The following is a 20608-nucleotide window of genomic DNA, read 5'->3' on the forward strand; positions in this document are numbered from 1 at the left end:
GAATGGGGCCATGCTGGCGTGGGTCGATTAACCCAAGGTTAACCGTTGTTTCTGCAAGCGGCGCTGCGTAGCAGGGCGCGACATCATCAGCCGCGCTTGCCATGGCGGCACGTCAGTGGTTGCATTGCATGATCATCCGGCGATTACGAGTTGCCCATGCCTGAAACAATAGCCAGCGAAACGTTCGACAGCGCTGCGATGGTTGCCGCGGCGACGTCGCACCAGCGCCAGGTGCGGTTGTGAGTGTGGTTGCGCTGGTGCTGGCGGCAGGCAGCGCCAGGCGTTTTGGCGCTGACAAACGCCAGGTGGCCCTGGCCGATGGTCGCAGCCTGCTGACGCACAGCGTGGAGCGGGCCCGCGCAGCATTCGCTGACGTTCGCGTGGTATTACGCGCAGGCGAGCGGGGCGAGGATCTTGGGCTGCCTGGCGATTGCCGTATCGTCGCCAGCCCTGAGGCCGCCGCAGGCATGGGACATAGCCTGGCTGCGGGTGCCGGCTCGTTGCTCGACAGCCGGGCGCAGGCGGTGGCCATTCTGCTGGGTGATATGCCTTGGATCGAACCGGCAACCTTGTGTCGGCTGGCCGAGGCGGCCAGCGCTTCGACCATCGTGTTGCCGCGCCATGCAGGGCAGTACGGGCACCCGGTGATCTTCGGGCGCGATTTCTGGGCGGCGTTGGCGCGGCTGAGCGGGGATGAAGGGGCGCGGTCGTTGGTGCGGGGGCAGCAAGGCTGCTGTACGGTGGTTGAGGTCGATGACGCCGGGGTGTTGCTGGATGTGGACACACCGGAGCAGGTGATGCAGGCCTGAAGCGGTCGCCACAACGCGGCATTCTCGCCACACCCGGGACGAACCCCACCCCTCTACAAAAAGGTCCATAATCCCCCCTTAATCCGCCCAAGGTGCAATGTCAGCCACACCACTCCGGGAGCCCAACCATGCACGTTCTGCTGTGCGAGGACGACGACCTGATCGCCGCCGGCATCTGCGCCGGCCTTACCGCCCAGGGCCTGACCGTGGACCGGGTGGGCAACGCCGCCGCTGCACGGGCGATGCTGCAGGCGGCGCAATTCGACGTGATGATCCTCGATCTCGGCCTGCCGGACGAAGACGGCCTCAAGCTGCTGCGCCGTCTGCGCCAGCAGGGCGAGACGCTGCCGGTGCTGGTGCTCACCGCGCGGGATGCGGTCACTGACCGGGTCGATGGCCTGCAGGCCGGGGCCGACGATTACCTGCTCAAGCCCTTCGACCTGCGCGAACTGGCTGCACGCCTGCACACCCTGTTGCGGCGCGTGGCCGGGCGTGCGGTGAACGTGATCGAGCACGGCCCGCTGTGCTACGACCCGAGTACCTGCTCGGCTACCCTTGGCGGGCAGCCGGTCGACCTGTCGCGCCGTGAACAGGCGCTGCTCCAGGCGCTGCTGCAGAACCGCGGCCGAGTGCTGTCCAGCGAACAGCTCAAGGACTGCGTGTATGGCTTCAGCGACGAGGTGGAGAGCAACGCCCTCAACGTGCATATCCACCACCTGCGGCGCAAGCTCGGCAACGGCATCATCGAGACCGTGCGCGGCCTGGGCTATCGCCTGGGCCCGGCGCAGGCGCCGGAAGAGGCCGCATCATGAGCCTGCGGGTACGCCTGAGCCTGATCCTGGGCAGCGCCTTCGTAATCATCTGGGTGCTGGCTGCCGCGTGGATGCTGCGCGACCTGCGCCAGCAGATGATGTTCTCCCTCGACCAGCGTCTGGTGGCCTCGGCGCGTATGGTCGCCGGCCTGATCGACCAGTTGCCGCAGCCGTTGACCGCCAAGGGCGAGGAGGCGCACTTTTCCGCCGACCAGTTCAGCGTGCCGGACGGCATGGCCTGCCAGGTCAGCTCGTTGCGTGGCGAGATTCTCGCCAGCAACCACAAGCACGATGGCGCCATGAACGACGAAAGCAGTGGTTTCCGTGACCAGACCATCGACGACGCGCTGTGGCGCACCTTCACCTACAACCATGGCGATGTGCGTATCACCACCGCCGACCGGCACATGGAGCGCGAGGCGTTGAACCAGTCGATCCTGCTGGCGGCCTCGGCGCCGGTACTGATGGCGCTGCTGGGCAGCCTGGGGCTGTTGTGGATCGGCCTGGGCAAGGGCCTGGAGCCGCTCAACCGCATGCGCGACGCGCTGCGCCGCCGGCGTGCGGACAGTGTCGAGCCGCTGCAGGTGGCGGGCATGCCCAGCGAACTGCAGCCGCTGCTGGAAACCCAGAACCAGCTGTTCCTGCGCATTGCCCAGACCATTGAGCGCGAGCGGCGCCTGACCGACGACGCCGCGCATGAACTGCGCAGCCCGCTGACGGCGATCAAGACCCACCTGCAGGTAGCACGCATGACCGAGGGTGCGGTGCGCGAGCAGGCGCTGGCGCATGCCGAGCAGGGGACCGACCGCATGCATCGCACACTGGAGCAGTTGCTGATGCTGGCGCGGGTGGAGGGCAGCCTGTCGTTCGATGATGGTGTGCAGTGCAGCGCCGAGCAGGTAGCCCGGCAGGCGGTGCAGGACGCCGGTGGTGGTGACAACCGGCGTATCGTGTTGCGTTTGCCGGAAGAAGCCACACAGGTCTACCTGGGCATGCCGGCGCCCCTGGCGGTGGCGGCGTTGCGCAACCTGCTGGACAACGCCTTGCGCCATGGTGGCGATGAGGCGGTGGAGCTGGAACTGCAGATGAGCGATGGGCAGGTAGGTTTCATGGTGCGCGACCATGGGCCGGGGATTGCCGAGGCAGACCTGGAGCATTTGACCGAACGCTTCTGGCGTAATGGGCAAAGTGGCGGCTGCGGGTTGGGGTTGGCGATCGTGCAGGCGATCGTGCAGCGCTGTGCCGGTAGCCTGAAGTTCGACAGCCGGAGTGATGGCTTGCGGGTCTTGTTGCAGGTGCCGGCGCGTTCGGGACATTGATCCTTGCCGCTTGTTGCGGCCGTTTCGCGGGTAAACCCGCTCCCACAAGTACAGCACAGGGTTCAGATATCGAGTGGTCCCTGTGGGAGCGGGTGTACCCGCGAAGAGGCCATAACAGGCTGTCGAAAATCCCGTAACAACCGCTAAATCCTCCTCGCATCCAAGCGTTTCCCAAGCGACACCCGCTCATTCGCTTGCTTGCGAGGAACCACTCCATGTCCACCGCTTACAGCCTTGCCCAGGTCCCACCGGCGAGCACGCCGCGCCCGTTGTACGCGTTCACCGATTCGCCGCTGTTGCAGCGCCAGCAGCAACAGGAGTCCAACGCCCGCAGCTACCCGCGGCGCATCCCGCTGGCGCTCAAGCGCGCCAGTGGCATTCATGTGGAAGATGTCGAAGGCCGTCAGTTCATCGATTGCCTGGCTGGAGCCGGGACCCTGGCGCTGGGCCATAACCACCCGGTAGTGGTCGAAGCGATCCAGCGGGTCCTGGCCGATGAGCTGCCCCTGCATACCCTGGACCTGACCACGCCGGTCAAGGACCGCTTTGTCCAGGACCTGTTCGGCGTCCTGCCCGAGGCACTGCGTCGCGAGGCCAAGGTGCAGTTCTGCGGCCCGACCGGCACCGATGCGGTGGAAGCGGCGCTGAAACTGGTGCGCAGTGCCACTGGCCGGAGCACCGTGCTGGCCTTCCAGGGCGCCTACCACGGCATGAGCCAGGGCGCGCTGAGCCTGATGGGCAGCCATGGGCCGAAGCAGCCACTGGGCGCCTTGCTTGGCAACGGCGTGCAGTTCATGCCGTACCCCTATGACTACCGCTGTCCGTTCGGTCTGGGCGGCGCAGCCGGGGTCAAGGCCAACCTGCATTACCTGGAAAACCTCTTGCTTGACCCGGAAAGCGGCGTGCCCCTGCCCGCCGCAGTGATCCTTGAGGTGGTGCAGGGCGAGGGCGGGGTCATCCCGGCCGATATCGACTGGCTCAGGGGCGTGCGTCGGATCACCGAGCAGGCTGGCGTGGCGCTGATCGTCGACGAGATCCAGAGCGGCTTTGCCCGCACCGGGCGCATGTTCGCCTTCGAGCACGCCGGCATCGTGCCGGATGTGGTCACCCTGTCCAAAGCCATTGGTGGCAGCCTGCCCCTGGCGGTGGTGGTGTACCGCGACTGGCTTGATACCTGGAAGCCAGGTGCCCACGCAGGCACCTTCCGTGGCAACCAGATGGCCATGGCCGCGGGCTCGGCGGTGATCGGCTACCTGGTCGAGCAGCGCCTGGCCGAGCATGCCGAGGCCATGGGCCAGCGCCTGCGCCAGCACCTGCAGCAGTTGCAGCGGGATTATCCGGAACTGGGCGATATCCGCGGGCGCGGTCTGATGATCGGGGTGGAGCTGGTAGGCGGCCAAGGGCAGCGTGATGCCCTGGGCCAGCCGCAGGCCAACCGTGAGCTGGCGGCCAAGGTGCAGCGCGAGTGCCTCAAGCGCGGGCTGATCCTGGAACTGGGCGGGCGGCATGGCGCGGTGGTGCGTTTCCTGCCGCCGTTGATCATCAGTGGTGAGCAGGTCGATGAAGTGGCACAGCGCTTTGCCGAGGCGTTGGTTGCTTCTGTCTGAATAATGCCGGGGGCGCAAAACGCCCCCGGCAATCCTGGCTACCAGCCGCGCCCGGAATCCACCCAGAAGTTCACCGACAACGAGGTGGACACCGACTCCACCTGATGGAACCAACCCTCGGGCAGGAACAGCAGGTCACCGGCTTGCAGCACCACCCGCAGGAACGGCACCTCGCGCGCTGCCGGGAAGCGTTGATAATCCGGGGCGTCGGGGTTGAAATCGCAGCCGTCCAGGCCGCCCTTGGGGCTGGTCGACCAAGTGCCCAGCGCCGGGCGATGGTGCGGCGCGGCTAGAATGAACGACTTCTGGCCCCAGACCTGGGCGAACAGGTTGTCGGTATCGTCGCGGTGCAACGGCGTCAGGGTGCCCTTCGGGCCGATCCAGATGCGCGGCGCGATGAACCTGTCACGGGCGAAATACTGGGGGTAGCGGATCAGCGCCAGCAGCTTTTCCGGGACGATGTTGTTGCCCATGTACGCCGGTGTTTCACCAGGCCTGGCCGGGGTGTCCAGCGAGGCGATGAACTCGGCCATGGAAGTGGAGCGGAAGTCGCGGTCGGTGGAGAACGTCTTCTTCACGTAGTCGCCGTGGCGGGTAATGCCCTGCAATTCGGCGAAATGTACCAGCGAGGCTTCACGGCCCATGCTGAACAGCGGCCAATCCTGCAGGGCATCGCTGATCACCAGCGGGGTGCCATGCGCCAGATAGTCGTTGTGAAAGCGCGCCACGGGCAGGTCGGCGCGGGCAATGCGTGCCACTTCGCGCTGCACTGGTTGGGCGGCCGACACCCGTTCGCTGAAGCGTGCCGGTGTCGGGTAGCGCTGGTTCATCGACACCTTGGTCGGCGGCGTCCCGCGGCGGGCGTTGCTGATGATCTGCGGTAGCAGGGTGGCCAGGCCCATGTTGCCGGTGATCTTCAGGCGCGCACTGGCGAACAGTTCCTCGACGTTGGCGGTGCCGCCCATGATGCCGAGGAAGTCGCGCTCGGCCACTTCGATGGTGACATCCGCGGCACCGTGCCGGCCGGCACCGGTGCGGCTGCTGTCGCGCACCTCCGCCCAGAAGGCCTGGTCCTCGCCGAAGACGAACTGGAAGACGCCTTCGATGCCGACGGCATGGGCGTTGGCGAACAATTTGCTGAGGATGCTCTGAAGGTCCACGGTGTGCCTCTGGCGGTCTTTCGTTGTGCAAGGATGACGAGTGTCTGCGCCAGCGATTTAGCCGTCCGGACAGGTAATTTTTCGGCGTGCAGCTACGTCCCGTAGGGGAGCCCGAGTCACTTCATCCAAGGAACCCACATGGCACTGCACCCCGATCTGGCGGCTTTTCTGGAACTGGTCGAGTTTGGCCGGCTGACGGGCAGGAGCCTGCCCATGCACGCGATGGACGTGGCCCAGGCCCGCGCCGAGTTCGAAAGCAGCTCGCAGGTGCTCGACCCGAGCCCGCCGGGCCATGTGATGGTCAGCGAGCTGCAGTTCAGCGTGCGCGACGGTACTCGTCTGGCGGCCCGTCTGTACCGTCAGGGCCAGGCCGGCACCGCCTTGCAACCGGTGATCCTGTACCTGCACGGTGGCGGCTACGTGGTCGGCAGCCTCGACTCGCATGACTCGGTGTGCCGCCGTCTGGCGGCGCTCGGCGAGTTCGCCGTGCTGGCGGCAGACTACCGCCTGGCACCGCAGCAGCAGTTCCCGGTGGCGCTGCACGACGTGCTGGACGCCGCCAACTGGCTGGCCGAACAGGCGGCGGCGCTGGGGCTGGACAACCGCCGGATAGTGCTGGCAGGAGACAGTGTGGGGGCCAGCCTGGCAGCGGTCATGGCCATCATGGCGGTGCAGCAGCCCGAGGCCCTGGCATTCAAGCCGCTGGCGCAGTTGCTGTTCTACCCGGTGACCGACATTGCCTGCCAGCGGGAATCGCATCGCCAGCATGCCGAGGGCTACCTGCTGGAGACGCCCACCCTGGAATGGTTCTACCAACACTACGTGCCGCAGCCCGAGCAACGCCTGGACTGGCGGGTGTCGCCGTTGCGCTCGACGCTACGACAAGCGTTGGCGCCGGCGTATCTGTTCGTGGCCGAGTACGACCCGTTGCACGATGAAGGTATCGCTTATCGGGACTGGCTGCTGGCGGGTGGCACGCCGGTGCGCTTTGCGCGGGTGGAGGGCCTGACCCATGACTTTTTGCGCATGTCGGGGATCGTGGGGCAGGTGGGGGGCATCTATCGGGATGTCGGGACGTGGTTGCAGGGCATCGGGGAGCAGGGCTGACGCGAGACTGCCGGGGCGCGCGTTGCGCCCCCCAGGGCGTCACCCGTGAACGCGTCGCCGCAGAACATCTACCAACCGCTCGATCTCGGCCTCGGTATTCAACAACCCTGGCGCCGTCCGCACCACCGGCCCCACGTCCCGCGACACGGCATCGACCACGATGCGCTGGCTATTGAGATGCCGGGCGACCTCGTCGGCATCCTGGCCCTTGACCCTGAAGAAGGTGAACCCCGCCGAATACCGTGCGCTGCGCGGGGTCACCAGTTCGATACCCGGCAGTGCCTCAAGCCGTTGCCGCAGGTAGTCGTTCAACTGGTGAATACGCGCCTGCACCGCTGCCTTGCCCAGTTGCAGGTGCAATTCGAACGCCTTGCCCAACGCCCAGCGGTGTTCGAACGCGTGGTAGCCACCCGGTGTCATCACGGTGGCGAAGTCTTCATTCTCGGAAAAGGTGGCAATGGTCGGGGTCAGTTGCTCCAGCCCGGGGGAGGCCGCGCAGATGATCCCGGTACCGCGTGGTCCGAACAGCCACTTGTGGGTACCGGCAATGAAATAATCGCAGTTCAGGTCGGCAAAGCGCATGTCTTCGACGCCAAAGCCATGTACGCCGTCGATCACGTAGATGATCCGGTCCTGCTCGTCACGCTGGCGGTTGACCTCGCGCACCAGTGCGCCGATCTCGCCCACCGGCAGTTTCACGCCACTGCCCGAGTGCACCCAGGTCATGCCCAGTACCCGGGTCTGTGGCCGGATGGCGGCAGCGATGGTGGACAATACCTGGTCGCTGCTGACCTTGGCGGGGTCGTCGAACAAGCGCAAACGGCGCACTGGGGTGCCGTCGCGCGTGGTGCGGAAACCCATGGTATGGCGCGCCGCCGAATGCTCATGCACGGTGGTGAGGATTTCCTGGCCCGGCGCAATTTTCAGCCCGCCGTAGATCAGCCCGAGGCCTTCGGTGGTGCTGCCGGTCAGGGCAATCTGGCGGGGCGTCACTTCGAGGTAGCGCGCCGCCCACTCGCGTACGGCGGCTTCGTGCTTCCACTCCGACTGGCTGTCCCAGTCCACCAGGCGGGCCGGGTGATGGTCGAAACGGGCGCGCAATGCCTCGATGGCTTCGCGCACCGGGCGTGGGTGCGAGGTGATCAGGAAGTTGGCGAAGTGGGCATAGCTAGGATCTAGCTCGAACAGGCCGCGAAATGCAGCCCAGTCGTTGCCACTGGCAGCTTGGACAGGCGCTGCATGGGCGGTTGCCAGCAACGGGCCGGGGCCTGTCAACGGCAAGGCGGCAGCCAGCAGGCCGGCCTGTTTGAGAAAGGTGCGACGGTCGTTCATCACGTGGCTCGCAAGTTCAGGGGGATAAAGAGGCGACAGGTTGTGCGGCACGTTGCACCTGCTCCCACACCCGCAGGAAATTGCCGCCCCAGAGCTTGGCAATATCTGCTTCGGAGTAACCGCGGCTGATCAGTTCGGCAGTGACGTTGCGTGCCTCGCTGGCGTTCTGCCAGCCGTCGATGCCGCCGCCTTCGTTGAAGTCCGAACTGAGGCCGACATGGTCGATGCCGACCTTGCGCACCGTGTAGTCGATGGCGTCGCCGTAGTCCTTGAGGGTGGCCGGGGGTTCTTCTTCGAGAATGCCGTACAGCTCGTTGGCATACTGGCCGACCTTCTGCTCGGGCCAGCCGGCGATCACCGGGTCACCCGGCATCAGTGCGTAGTTGAGGTCAGCCAGTGGCGGCAGGGCGTAGCGTGCGCGCAATGCGTTGAGTTTGCCCTGGGTCTTGCTGCTCAGCGGCTTGAGGTAGGTTGAGAAGGCCACCAACTGGACGACACCGCCGCTGTCCTTGATCAGTTGCAGTTCCTTGTCGGAGAGGTTGCGCCTGATGTCGACCATGGCCCGTGGCGCCGAGTGCGACGCCACCACGGGCGCGCGGCTGAGGGCGACGGCCTGGGCCAGCGCCTTGCTGGACATCTGCGACACATCGATGATCACGCCCAGGTCATTCAGCCGTTGCACGGCGCGTTTGCCGAGCGGCGACAGTCCACCAAGGGCATCGGCAGTGTCATTGAAGAACGGCAACGGGCGCGACGAATCGGCCCAGCTGTTGTTGCCCACATAGCTGAAGCCGAACATGCGCACCCCGCGTGCGGCCCAGCGGTCGAGCTGGTCGATGTCGTCGCCCAGGGCGTAGGCATTGAGCATGCTGAGCAGCACCGCGAACTTGCCCTCGCCGTGCAGGCGCCGAAAGTCTTGCGGGGTGTAGGCGATGCCAACCTGTTGCGGGAAGTCGCGGACCATCGCGCTGATGGCGTTGTAGCGCACCTCCTGGGTATGCCGGGCGGCCTCGACGAAGCCCGGGGTAGGGCGGTGCGGGGCAGTGCTGCCGGTCCATGATTCGGGCCAGGCGAATATCGTCAGGGCAGCACCGGACAGACGCCCGCGTGCAGCCTTGGCCAGGTCGAAGCGGCCAGCGCCGTCCTTGTCCGCCTCATTGCCTTCGGTGCCGAAGGTCAGCGGCAGGGTGACATGGCTGTCGAACGAGAGGATGCGTTCCTGCAGGTCGTTGGCCTGGCGGGTCACCTCTCTGGAGTAGCCGGCGGGCGTGGCGAAATAGTGCCAGGCAGCAAACCCGGCGCTAGCGCCAAGCGCGGTGGCCAGGCTGATAAACAGGGCTTTGTTCCAGCGTGAAGTCTTCATCTTGGTCTCAGTAGGTTCACCGTCGAGGGATGGGCACAGAGGCCGCCGCTACCTGCAGTGGACGAGCCTGCAGCGCAGGAATTTAGCCGCGGCCTTTGGCCATGCACGGTTAAATTTCGCCGCTCATGCAACGTTCTAGCCTTGGACGGGCCGTGCTCCATGGCCGCAATGAATGCACAGGTATGCAATGACGATTTCGCGACGCGGTTTCATCGCCGGTGTGGCATTGACGGGCGTGGTGGTGCCCGCTGCGGTGGCTGCGCTGTATCACCAGCGGCAGAGCGCCGCCGAGGAATTTCCGGAGACGCCTGGCGAGGCCGTCGTCGAGTTGGCCGATACCGGCCTGCAGCAGTTGGGCGATACCCTGCGCGGCGTCTGGCGCTTGACCCTGCTGGGCGAGGAGGCGGGCCTGCAGGGCTTGCCGGCGGGCGACCTGGAGCTGTTTCTTGACGTTGCAGGCAATGGCCGCGCCCTGCGCGGTTATCTGGATACCCCCGAGCGCCTGCGTGCGGAGGCGGAACCGCGTTACCGCGTGGTCGGCGACTTGCTGGCGGACACGCCGGGCACCTTGCGCTGGCGGCTGTTTTCGTCCCGGGCGCGCTATGAATGCCATGTCGTGCTCGACGAGGTATGGGGCCGCTTCGGCAACGCCGGGCCAGCCACCCTCAATGGGCGCATTGCCTGCCTCGACCGGGCGTTGTCGTTGCCGCTGCAGGATAACCAGTTCGTGGCCTTGAAACGCACCTTCCCGGAAGCCCGCGAACGGACCCCGCTGAACCCGCAACTGCTGGCCTGGCTGGTCGCTCCGGAGCATCGCCTGTTCCACCAGCTGTGGCACGCCGCGCGGGACAAATGGCACAAGCTGGCCAAGGACAAGCAGGCGGCCCTGCGTGGCCTGGGCTGGCAACCCGGGCCGCGTGACCGTGAGCGGGATGCGCGGGGGCGGCACAAGGACCGCAATGGCTCGGGCGAGGACTTCCTGTTCATGCACCGGCATATGCTGGGCAGCGCCCGTGCGTTGCAGGACCTGCCTTCCTGGCCGCGCTTCCCGCTGCCGCAGCCGGAACTGGAGCGCGACCGCGTCGGCTTCGCCCGTTACTTCGACAACCATGACGGCAATGCCCTGCCGCCGACCTGGCTGGCCAGCGGTGACGCGGCGTACAGCCAGTGGGTACGCGACATCAAGGCGGCGGATACCTTCCACGGCAATTTCCAGGTCTGGGAGTCGCGCTATACCGACCCGGAATACCTGGGCACGCTGACCTTGGCGCAGTTCGGCTCGGAGCTGGAACTGGGCCTGCACGACTGGTTGCACATGCGCTGGGCATCGGTGCCGCGCGACCCCGCCAATGGCATGCCGGTGCCCACGGCGCGCACGCCGGATGACTTTGCCGAGCGTTGGTTCGCTGCGCAGAACGATTTCCTTGGAGACCCGTTTTCCTCCCATGTGAACCCGGTGTTCTGGCGTTTTCATGGCTGGATCGACGACCGCATCGACGATTGGTTCCACGCCCACGAACGGCTGCACCCCGGCGAGGTCCGGCGCCTGCAGGTCAACGGTGTGCCGTGGTTCGCCCCCGGGCGTTGGGTGGCCGTGGCGGATCCGTGGCTGGGGCCGGATACCCATGGTTGCTCGACCGTGCCGGGGCTGCGGCCTGGGCGCAGTGTGGAGATGGACCCGGAAACGATGAAGCTGGCATTGCGCATCATCTACAGCAATGACGGCCTGTTCGAGCGACTGCAACCCAGGGTGCCGCAGCGGCCGTGGTATGCGCGCAACCTGAGGGTGGTGCAGCGCCAGTGATGAAGCACGCGCCGTTGGCGCGCGCCTATAACCGATCGTGCACAGGATCGATTTCCCAACCCCCGCCCAGTGCCTTGTACAACGCCACGCTGCTTTGCAACCGCGCCAGGCGCAGTTGCGCCTGCTGGTCCTGCGCCACATACAAGGTGCGCTGGGTCTCCAGCACGCTCAACAAGGTCTCGGCTCCCGCGGCGTAACGCTGTTGCGCCAGCTCGAATGCCAGCCGTGCCTGTTGCACCTCTTCATCCTGCCATTGCCGCTGGCGCTCCGCGCCGTCGATTGCATTGAGCGCCTTCTCGACATCGGCAAAGCCGGCCAGGATGCTGCTGCGGTAGGTCTCCAGCAATTCCGCCTGTTCGGCTTCGGCCAGTTCACCTGCCGCGCGCAACCGGCCGTTGTCGAAGACCGGCGCGACCAGGCCACTGGTGAGCGTGTAGTAGGCGCTGTCGAACAGGTGGGCAACGGTATTGGCACCCGCCCCCAGGCTGGCGCCGAGGGTGAGCTTGGGCAGCATGGCCGCGCGGGCGACCTGCACGTTGGCGCTGGCGGCTGCCAGTCGTGCTTCTGCCGCTGCGATATCCGGGCGGCGGGTGAGCAGTTCGCTGGGCACGCCACTGCCGATGGCAGGCCACTGCAGGCTGGCGATCGCTTCCTGGCTGCTGGGCAGCGACTGCACCGGTTCACCGAGCAGGGTCGCCAGGGTGACCCGGCTGTCTTGCCACTTCTGCTCCAGCAACGGCAACTGACGTTGCTGGGCGGCGACCAGGCTGCGTTGCTGGGCCAGCTCCAGGCGCGTGGCGGCCCCGTTGCGCTGGCGCGCTTCGACCAGTCCCAGCACGTCCTGGGCATTGCGCAGGTTCAGGCGGGCGATGCGCAATTGTTCTTTCAGGGCCAGCCCCTGCAAATAACTGTCGGCCACGGCACTGACCAAGGTCAGCTCGACAGTCTGGCGGTCGAAACGGCTGGCATCGAGGCTGCGCAGGGCATTTTCGCGAGTCGCCCGCAGGCCGCCCCAGAAGTCGATTTCGTAGCTGGCGCTGAGCTGCAGGTCGAATGAGGTGCTGGTCGGTTCGTTGCGGCTGACATCTAGCTGGTCGTTGCCCTCGCCATGCAGCAGGCGTTGGCGGTTGCCGTCCAGGCCCAGCTTCAGTTCCGGCAGCAATGGCGCGCCGGCCATGACTGCGCGGGCGCGCGCCTGGCGCACCCGCGCCGTGGCGGCGGCGAGGTCGTGGGCATTGTGCAGGGCATGCTGCACCAGGCGGTCCAGTTCGCGGCTGGCGAAAGCATGCCACCATCGTGTCGTCGGCCGTTGGGCCGATGCTGATACGGCTGCGCCCTGCCAGGCGAGCGGTGCGGGAATGCCGTTGGCGGGCATGGGGGGCGTGGTGCAGGCGGCAAGGCTGACGCACAGGGTCAGCAGGCTGATGCGGCTGGGCAGAGTCATGGGTTATTCACTGGTAAGGGCTTTGACCGGATCGAGGCGGGCGGCCTTGCGCGCTGGCATGAAGCCGAACACGATGCCGGTAACCACGGCGCAGGCAAAGGCGCCGAGCATGGCGGGCAGGGCGAAGGCTACTGCCACCTCAGCCAGCATCAGGCCGGCGCCGATGGCCAGGGCCAGGACGATGCCGGCCAGGCCGCCGACCATCGACAGCATCACCGCCTCGCTGAGAAATTGCCGCAGGATGTCGCGCTGGCGGGCGCCGGTCGCCATGCGGATACCGATTTCGCGGGTGCGCTCGCGCACGGTCATCAGCATGATGTTCATCACCCCGATGCCGCCGACCAGCAGCGAAATCGCAGCAATCGCCCCCAGCATCAGCGACAGGCTGTTCTGTGTGCGCGCTTCGGCCTGGATCAGCGCGGCATCGTTGGTCAGCTCGAAGTCGCGGCGCCCGTTGTGGCGCTGGCGCAGCAGCTGGTCGATGGCCGCTTCGGTCTCGTCGACCCGCGTGGAGTCGAGAGCGGCGACGGCGATGTAGTCCGGGTCGCGCTGGCCGAACAGGCGGATGGCCGCCGCAGAGTAGGGCACCACGATGCGCCCGTCGCTGTCCTGGTCGCCGGAGCTGGCACCCTTGCCTGCCAGGATACCGACCACCTGGAACGGTACATTGCCGATCAGCAGGTACTGCCCCAGCGGGTCGCGCCCAGGGTCGAGCATCTTGTCCCGCACTTTCTGGCCGATCACCGCCACTGCCGCGGCGGTGGCTTCATCGGTTTCGGTGTAGAAGCTGCCGTGCACCGCCGGCCAGTTGAAAAGTTCGGGGAAGCGGGTGTTGTTGCCACCCACATAGAACCGCTGGCTGTGGTTGCCGTAACGCACCATCATCTTTTCTCCAAGCACCGGCATCACGTGCCGAACCTGCGGCAACTGGCCGATGGCGGCGACATCGTCGAGAGTGATGGTACCGGCCTGTTCGCCCAGGCTCGCCGGTTTGCCATTGAGGTAGAGGATGTTCGAGCCGAAGGCGGCCATCTGCGCCATCACCTGGCGTTTGCTGCCTTCGCCCACGGCCAGCATCACCACCACCGAGGCGACACCGATGACGATGCCCAGCAGGGTCAGGGCGGTGCGGAAGCGGTTGACCCACATCACCCGCCAGGCGGCCTGCAGGGCTTCGCGCAGTTCGCCTTTCCACGCCCCGCGCAAGGCCGCGCCGCGGTCCAGGTGCTGACGCAACTGGTCGGCCTGCAGACCTCGTCCATGGTCCACCGGGGGCTGCCCGGTGGCCGAATCGCTGATGACCACACCGTCGCGAATCTCGATCACCCGCTGCGCCCGCGCTGCCACGTTGCGGTCATGGGTGATCAGGATGATCACGTGGCCCTGACTGGCCAGCTCGTCGAGCAACGCCATCACCTCGCTGCCGCTGTGGCTGTCGAGCGCGCCGGTGGGTTCGTCGGCGAGGATGATGTGGCCGCCGTTCATCAAGGCTCGGGCAATCGATACCCGCTGCTGCTGGCCGCCAGACAACTGGTGCGGGCGGTTGCCGGTGCGGCTGGCCAGGCCCAGGCGGTCGAGCAGGGCGCTGGCGCGGGCGTGGCGTTCGCTGGCAGCGATGCCAGCATAGATGGCCGGCATTTCGACGTTTTCCCGGGCCGAGCCGGAGGGGATCAGGTGGTAGCCCTGGAACACGAAGCCAAACGCCTCGCGGCGCAACCAGGCCAGCTCGTCACTGCCCAGTTCGGCCACGTCCTTGCCGGCGAAGCGGTAGCTGCCGGAGGTAGGGCGGTCGAGGCAGCCGAGGATGTTCATCAGCGTCGACTTGCCCGAACCTGAGGCGCCGACAATGGCGACGAACTCGCCGGGGTGGATGCGCAAGCTGATGCCATGCAGGATATCGACTTTGGGGGAGCCGACGCCGCCGAAGGATTTACGGATGTCGACCAGTTCGATCAGGGGTGTGCTCATTCAGCCTCCGCTGACGCCAGGGGCGCCGATGACCAGGCGTTCGCCTTCACTGAGGCCGTCCAGTACCTGCACCCGCAGGCGGTCACTGAGGCCGGTGCGAACCTGGCGTTGTTCCACCTTGCCGTCGCGGGTCAGCACACGCGCCAGGCGCAGGCCATCCGCTTCGTCCAGTGCAGCCCTTGGCACGGTCAGCACCTGGCTGGCCTTGCCTGCGACGAAGAACACCTGGGTGGTCATCTCGGCCATCAGCGCACCGTCCGGGTTGTCGACATCCAGCAACACGCTGTACTGCACCACCTGGTTGCCAGCGCTGCCGTTGCTGACGCTGGCCGGGCTGCCACCGCCCTGGCTGGCCTGTTCCAGTGGTTTGGGTGGCACCGGCAGCACCTGGCGCACGGTGCTGGTCCAGCGGCGCTTGCCGCCAGCCAGCGTGGTGAAGTACGCGGTCATGCCGGGCTTGACCTTGCCGATGTCAGCTTCCGATACCTGTGCCCACACTGTCATTGGCGAGAGCCTGGCGATGCGCAGGATCAACGGGGTTTGCTGTTGGGCGTTGAGGGTTTGCCCCTCGCGGGCATCCACCGCTACCACGGTACCGTCCATGGGCGCATAGATGCGTGTGTAGCCCAGTTCGGCCTCGTCGCTGCGCAAGCTGGCCTGGGCCTGGCGAATCTGCGCTTGGAACATGTCGATGCGTGCCTGGGTGACGTTGAGCTGGGCAGTGGCGGTTTGCACGTCTTCGTCGCGGGTGGCGCCGGCAGCGGCCAGGTCGCGTTGGCGCTTGAGCTGCTGCCGCGCCAGTTGGAACTGCGCGCGTTGCTCGGCAAGCTGGGCCTTGAGGTTGTCGATCGAGTAGCGGCCGGCATCCAGCCGGGCCTGCTGGGTCGAGGGGTCGATCTCGACCAGCAGCTGGCCTTTGCGTACGGTGTCGCCGACTTCGACGTGCAGGGTGTGGATCTGCCCGGAGGCCTGGGCACCGACATCCACGTAGCGTCTTGGCTGCAGGGTGCCGAGTGCGGTGACGCTGCTTTCGATGTCGGCGCGGGTCACGGCGACCGTGCTGGGCGTTGGTGCAGCGTAGGGCGGGATCGTCCAGGCCAGCAGGCAGCCCACGGCGAGCAGACCCAGGCCGAAGAGCAGGGCCCGGGGACGGGTGTTGGGTAAAGGTCTCATGCGCACTTCCAGCCAAGTGGGTGCCAGATAGACGAAAGCGGCAGAAAAGGATTTAGCGGTTATCGCGTGGGGCTGGCATGGCGATAGGGATGTGACGCCGGCCGCCATACCCGTGTTGCTGAGAATCATTATAATTTGTAAGATCGCAGGTTGATATCACTCGGTCCCGCTCGCTGCCTGAAAGGGCTTTCTGGCCAGGCTGGCAGGACGATCTCAGGTAACGTCGTGGAACATTACTATCGCGAACTGGTGGGCTTCCTTTCCGCGCGCCTGGGCAGTCGCCAGGCCGCGGAAGACGTGGCGCACGATGCTTACCTGCGGGTGCTGGAGCGCACCGACGGCGAACGCATCGAGCACCCACGTGCCTTCTTGTACCGCACCGCGCTCAACCTGGTGGTCGACCGCCATCGGCGCCATCTGGTACGCCAGGCCGAGCCGCTGGAGGTGCTGGACAGCGACGAGCGCTGGCACACCCCGGCGCCGGCTCATGACATGCAGCTCGACCAGCGCCTGGCGCTGATGCAGCGTGCCCTGGATGAGCTGGGCAAGGTTTGCCGTGAATGCTTTTTGCTGCGCAAGCTCGATGGCCTGTCGCACCAGCAGATTGCCGACCACCTGGGTATTTCCCGCAGCCTGGTGGAAAAACACATCGTCAACGCCATGAAGCACTGCCGGGTGCGCATGCGCGAGTGGGAATGCTGAGTGCCGGCCAGCCAGCGACCGAAAATTCCCTCGCCCACTACTTGATTTCTGCGTCTTTCCCGACTTCTATCAAGGTAGACCCCTGCCAGGCCTCGACCTGGCAGTAGCCGTCACTGGCGCAGTACGGTCATGGAGCGTACCCATTACCCCACTGCCCAGGCCCGACCAATGGCAAACAAGACCTTGCGCATCCTTATCGCCGATGCACACCCGTGCCAGCGCCTGCAGCTGGAACGGCTGCTCAATGGGCTGGGCTATTACCGGATTGCACCCGTGGACAGCTTCGAGGAGCTGCAGCGCCTGGTGCTGTGTGCCTTGCAGCCGTTCCATCTGCTGCTGGGCAATATCGAGCTGGCCAGCCATGCCGGGGTCGACCTGGAGCGCTTCTGCCGGGTCAGCCCGCAGATCCAGCATGCCCTGCTGTATCACTCCAGTCAGGTGAAAGTCCCTTCGGTGCCCCAGGCCGAGCGTCAGGCCGTCAGCCTGAGCCTGCCGCAGGTGCCTGACAATGAGGCGCTGGAGGCGTTCATGGCGATCATCGACACGCCGCTGCAGGTCGGCAAGCTGCCACTGCCGGGCACGCTGCCAGCGGCACCGGCGCGGCCAGTGGCGCGGGCCAACTTCGCCCACACGGTGTTCAACCGCTAGCAAGCCGCAGGCGCGGCAAGGGTGCTGCTATTTGCTATCCTTTCGGCCTTTGCCGATTTGCGGACCCTGCCATGACTGCCAACGATACCGCTCGCCCGTCCCGGTTCAGCCGCCGCGACCACCGGACCCTGGGCCTGGCGGCGCTGGGCGGCGCGCTGGAGATCTACGATTTCATCATTTTCGTGTTCTTTGCGCTCACTCTCAGCCAACTGTTCTTCCCGCCCGAGATGCCCGAATGGCTGCGCCTGCTGCAAAGCTTCGGGATTTTCGTCACCGGCTACCTGGCGCGACCGCTGGGCGGCATCCTGATGGCGCACTTCGCCGACCACCTGGGGCGCAAGCGGGTGTTCAGCCTGAGCATCCTGATGATGGCCCTGCCGTGCCTGTTGATCGGGGTGATGCCGACCTACGCCGACATCGGCTATGCGGCCCCGCTGATCCTGCTGGCCCTGCGCATTCTGCAGGGCGCGGCGGTCGGCGGCGAGGTGCCCAGCGCGTGGACCTTCGTCGCCGAGCACGCGCCTGCCGGGCGGCGCGGTTACGCCCTGGGGTTCCTGCAGGCGGGGCTGACCTTCGGCTACCTGCTGGGGGCGCTGACTGCGACCTTGCTGGCGCAACTGTTCACCACGCAGGAGATCCTCGACCATGCCTGGCGTTACCCGTTCCTGCTGGGCGGGGTATTCGGCGTGGTTGGCGTGTGGTTGCGTCGCTGGCTCAGCGAAACCCCGGTGTTCCTTGCCTTGCGTGCGCGCCGGCAAGCGCCGGTGCGCTTCCCGCTGCGCCAGGTGCTGGGCGAACACCGGCGGGCGTTGATCCCGGCGGCGCTGCTGACCTGTGTGCTGACCTCCGCCGTGGTGGTGCTGGTGGTGATTACCCCGACGGTGATGCAGCAGCGCTTCGGCATGACGGCCGGGCACACTTTTGCCCTGAGCAGCGTGGGTATCGTGTTTCTCAATATCGGTTGCGTGCTGGCCGGCCTGCTGGTCGACCGCGTCGGCGCCTGGCGCGCACTGATGCTCTACAGCCTGCTGTTGCCGCTGGGCATCGGCGTGTTGTACACCAGCCTGGTAGGGCAGTGGGGCATGACCTGGGCGGCCTATGCACTGGCCGGCCTGTGCTGTGGCGTGGTGGGGGTGGTGCCGTCGGTGATGGTCGGGTTGTTCCCGGCCGAGATCCGTGTGTCGGGTATTTCCTTCACCTACAACGTGGCCTACGCACTGTGGGCCAGCACCACACCGCTGGCGCTGATTGCCTTGATGCCGTGGAGCCCGTGGGTGTGTGCCGGGTTCTGCCTGATCATGGGCGCGGTGGGGTTGTTGACGGCGCTCTGTTTCGGGCGTCGTGAGCCGTTGCCGATGAGCGAGCCCGACCTCCTGCCGACGCGGTGCCTGTAGGCGCGCCGCCAGGCAACAGGTAAAACAGAAAGCCCCCGGCTCGTGAGAACCGGGGGCTTTTCATTACCGCAAGGGCAGGGGCTTACATGTTCGGGTAGTTCGGCCCGCCCGCGCCTTCAGGGGTGACCCAAGTGATGTTCTGGGCCGGGTCCTTGATGTCACAGGTCTTGCAGTGCACGCAGTTCTGCGCGTTGATCTGGAAGCGCTTGCTGCCGTCTTCCTGGCTCACCACTTCGTACACGCCCGCCGGGCAATAGCGCTGCGCCGGCTCGTCATACAGCGGCAGGTTGCTGGCGATCGGAATGCTCGGGTCGGTCAGCTTCAGGTGGCAAGGTTGTTCCTCTTCGTGGTTGGTGCTGGAGAGGAATACCGAGCTGAGCTTGTCGAAGCTGAGCCTGCCGTCCGGTTTCGGGTAGTCGATCTTCTGCGAGTCGGCGGCCAGCTTCAGGCAGGCGTAGTCCGGCTTGGTGTCACGCAGGGTGAACGGCAGCTTGCCACCGAACCAGTTCTGGTCGACATAGTTGAACGCACCGCCGAGGATCGGACCGAACTTGTGGATGGCTGCGCCGAAGTTGCGGCTGGCGAACAGTTCTTCGTACAACCAGCTGGCCTTGAAGGCGCTGACGTAGCCGTTCAGCTTGTCGCCGCCTTCGCTGCCGGCGGCCAGCGCGTCGGCGACCGCTTCGGCCGCCAGCATGCCGGACTTCATCGCGGTGTGGCTGCCCTTGATCTTGGAGAAGTTCAAGGTACCCAGGTCACAACCGATCAGTGCACCGCCGTCGAACACCATTTTCGGCAGCGAGTTCAAACCACCTTTGGCGATTGCGCGGGCGCCGTAGCTGATCCGCTTGCCGCCTTCGAGGTACTGGCTGATCACCGGGTGGTGCTTCAGCCGCTGGAATTCGTCGAACGGTGACAGGTACGGGTTGGCGTAGGACAGGTCGACGATCAGGCCGACGACCACCTGGTTGTTTTCCAGGTGATACAGGAACGAACCACCGGTGTTGTCCCTGGCCATCACATCCAGCGGCCAGCCGGCAGTATGCACTACCAGGCCCTGTTCGTGCCTGGCGGGGTCGATTTCCCAGATTTCCTTCAAACCGATGCCGTAGTGCTGAACATCGGCTTCGCTGTCGAGGTTGAAACGCTTGATCAGTTGCTTGCCGATATGGCCACGGCAGCCTTCGGCGAACAGGGTGTACTTGGCGCGCAATTCCATGCCTGGGGTGTACAGGCCGTCCTTCGGGTTGCCTTCGCGGTCGACGCCGAGGTCACCGGTAACGATGCCGCGGACCACGCCGTTGTCATCGAACAGGGCTTCCTGGGCGGCGAAGCCCGGGTAGATTTCCACGCCGAGGTTCTCGGCCTGCTGGGCCAGCCAGCGGCACAGGTTGCCCAGCGAGATGATGTAGTTGCCGTGGTTGTGCATGGTCTTGGGCACGAACAGGTCAGGCACCCTGGTCGCGCTGCCGGCATCCTTGAGCACGTAGATGTCGTCGCGTTTCACTTCGGTGTTCAGTGGCGCGCCGAGGGCTTTCCAGTCGGGGAACAGCTCGTTCAGGGCTCGTGGTTCGAACACCGCCCCGGAGAGGATGTGGGCGCCGACTTCAGAGCCCTTTTCCACCACGCAGACGCTGATTTCGCTACCGGCTTCGGCGGCCTTCTGCTTCAGGCGGCAGGCGGCGGACAGGCCTGCCGGGCCGGCGCCGACGATGACCACGTCGAATTCCATGTATTCGCGTTCCACTGGTTCTCTCCTACTCATCAAGGCTCGTGCTGTTGCTTGGTCTTATGGGTGCGCGGGGCATTCGCCGCGGTTCTACGCAGCGGCGGAGCTGTAGCTGGGCAAATGACGGACTACACCGTTTTGTCTTGGCCGCGCATTATATCTACACCACTTGGCGGGTCCAATACAAACGTTTGTTTGAATTTGCCGCAGGCCAGTAAAATCACTGGAGCGCGGCTG

Annotated in this window: 16 protein-coding genes; 9 read left to right on the forward strand and 7 right to left on the reverse strand. The window is 65.8% G+C overall.

Annotated elements, in window-relative coordinates:
• The first annotated feature begins 239 nt into the window (after positions 1–239).
• From ACVWZT_RS16960 to ACVWZT_RS16975, 4 genes are all read left to right on the forward strand, one after another.
• Positions 240–809, forward strand: coding sequence for a nucleotidyltransferase family protein (locus ACVWZT_RS16960; RefSeq protein WP_296232229.1), 570 nt, complete (start codon positions 240–242; stop codon positions 807–809).
• A gap of 128 nt (positions 810–937) precedes the next feature.
• Positions 938–1621 carry a response regulator gene (locus ACVWZT_RS16965; protein ID WP_457470376.1) on the forward strand — a complete coding sequence of 228 codons (684 nt, stop codon included), beginning with the start codon at positions 938–940 and terminating at the stop codon, positions 1619–1621.
• Positions 1618–2940 (forward strand): ATP-binding protein, encoded by a 1323-nt coding sequence (locus tag ACVWZT_RS16970; protein ID WP_296232232.1) that lies wholly within the window; start codon positions 1618–1620, stop codon positions 2938–2940. The genes ACVWZT_RS16965 and ACVWZT_RS16970 overlap by 4 nt, the downstream gene beginning before the upstream one ends.
• Positions 2941–3155: 215 nt before the next feature.
• Positions 3156–4547 carry an aspartate aminotransferase family protein gene (locus tag ACVWZT_RS16975; protein ID WP_296232234.1) on the forward strand — a complete coding sequence of 464 codons (1392 nt, stop codon included), beginning with the start codon at positions 3156–3158 and terminating at the stop codon, positions 4545–4547.
• A 38-nt stretch (positions 4548–4585) separates the two neighbouring features.
• On the opposite strand, the gene ACVWZT_RS16980 is transcribed toward ACVWZT_RS16975, so the two are convergent.
• Positions 4586–5707, reverse strand: coding sequence for a cupin-like domain-containing protein (locus ACVWZT_RS16980; RefSeq protein WP_457470378.1), 1122 nt, complete (start codon positions 5705–5707; stop codon positions 4586–4588).
• A gap of 138 nt (positions 5708–5845) precedes the next feature.
• Between ACVWZT_RS16980 and ACVWZT_RS16985 the strand changes: the two genes are divergently transcribed.
• A complete protein-coding gene (locus ACVWZT_RS16985) occupies positions 5846–6814 on the forward strand; it encodes an alpha/beta hydrolase (RefSeq protein WP_457470379.1) in 969 nt (322 codons plus the stop codon).
• Positions 6815–6853: 39 nt separating this feature from the next.
• Here ACVWZT_RS16985 and pvdN read toward each other — a convergent pair whose 3' ends face one another.
• Together pvdN and pvdM are read right to left on the reverse strand one after the other, a co-directional pair.
• Positions 6854–8146 carry a pyoverdine-tailoring periplasmic protein PvdN gene (pvdN, locus tag ACVWZT_RS16990; RefSeq protein ID WP_457470380.1) on the reverse strand — a complete coding sequence of 431 codons (1293 nt, stop codon included), beginning with the start codon at positions 8144–8146 and terminating at the stop codon, positions 6854–6856.
• Positions 8147–8162: 16 nt separating this feature from the next.
• Positions 8163–9509, reverse strand: a complete 1347-nt coding sequence (gene pvdM / locus ACVWZT_RS16995) for a pyoverdine-tailoring dipeptidase-like protein PvdM (protein ID WP_457470382.1) — start codon at positions 9507–9509, stop codon at positions 8163–8165.
• Positions 9510–9696: 187 nt separating this feature from the next.
• Between pvdM and pvdP the strand changes: the two genes are divergently transcribed.
• Positions 9697–11313, forward strand: a complete 1617-nt coding sequence (gene pvdP, locus ACVWZT_RS17000) for a pyoverdine maturation tyrosinase PvdP (protein ID WP_457470383.1) — start codon at positions 9697–9699, stop codon at positions 11311–11313.
• A 25-nt stretch (positions 11314–11338) separates the two neighbouring features.
• On the opposite strand, the gene ACVWZT_RS17005 is transcribed toward pvdP, so the two are convergent.
• Genes ACVWZT_RS17005 through ACVWZT_RS17015 form a run of 3 tightly spaced genes read right to left on the reverse strand, consistent with a single transcriptional unit; the run spans position 11339 to position 15898 of the window.
• Positions 11339–12757, reverse strand: coding sequence for an efflux transporter outer membrane subunit (locus tag ACVWZT_RS17005; RefSeq protein WP_457470385.1), 1419 nt, complete (start codon positions 12755–12757; stop codon positions 11339–11341).
• A gap of 3 nt (positions 12758–12760) precedes the next feature.
• A complete protein-coding gene (locus ACVWZT_RS17010) occupies positions 12761–14725 on the reverse strand; it encodes a MacB family efflux pump subunit (RefSeq protein WP_296232242.1) in 1965 nt (654 codons plus the stop codon).
• Positions 14726–15898, reverse strand: coding sequence for an efflux RND transporter periplasmic adaptor subunit (locus ACVWZT_RS17015; RefSeq protein ID WP_457470386.1), 1173 nt, complete (start codon positions 15896–15898; stop codon positions 14726–14728). It lies immediately after the preceding gene.
• Between the two features lie 225 nt (positions 15899–16123).
• Between ACVWZT_RS17015 and ACVWZT_RS17020 the strand changes: the two genes are divergently transcribed.
• The 3 genes from ACVWZT_RS17020 (at position 16124) to ACVWZT_RS17030 (ending at position 18642) form a co-directional block, all read left to right on the forward strand.
• Entirely contained in the window at positions 16124–16600 is a 477-nt protein-coding gene (locus tag ACVWZT_RS17020) for a sigma-70 family RNA polymerase sigma factor (protein ID WP_457470387.1), read from the forward strand.
• Between the two features lie 168 nt (positions 16601–16768).
• Positions 16769–17248, forward strand: coding sequence for a histidine kinase (locus ACVWZT_RS17025; RefSeq protein ID WP_296232325.1), 480 nt, complete (start codon positions 16769–16771; stop codon positions 17246–17248).
• 71 nt (positions 17249–17319) lie between these two features.
• Positions 17320–18642 carry an MFS transporter gene (locus tag ACVWZT_RS17030; protein ID WP_457470389.1) on the forward strand — a complete coding sequence of 441 codons (1323 nt, stop codon included), beginning with the start codon at positions 17320–17322 and terminating at the stop codon, positions 18640–18642.
• An 82-nt stretch (positions 18643–18724) separates the two neighbouring features.
• Here the strand turns inward: ACVWZT_RS17030 and ACVWZT_RS17035 are convergent, their stop codons facing one another.
• The gene (locus ACVWZT_RS17035; RefSeq protein WP_457470390.1) at positions 18725–20407 is read right to left on the reverse strand and encodes an electron transfer flavoprotein-ubiquinone oxidoreductase; all 1683 of its coding nucleotides are present in this window, start codon (positions 20405–20407) and stop codon (positions 18725–18727) included.
• Positions 20408–20608 lie beyond the last annotated feature (201 nt).

The sequence above is a fragment of the Pseudomonas sp. TE21394 genome (genome assembly GCF_054057835.1).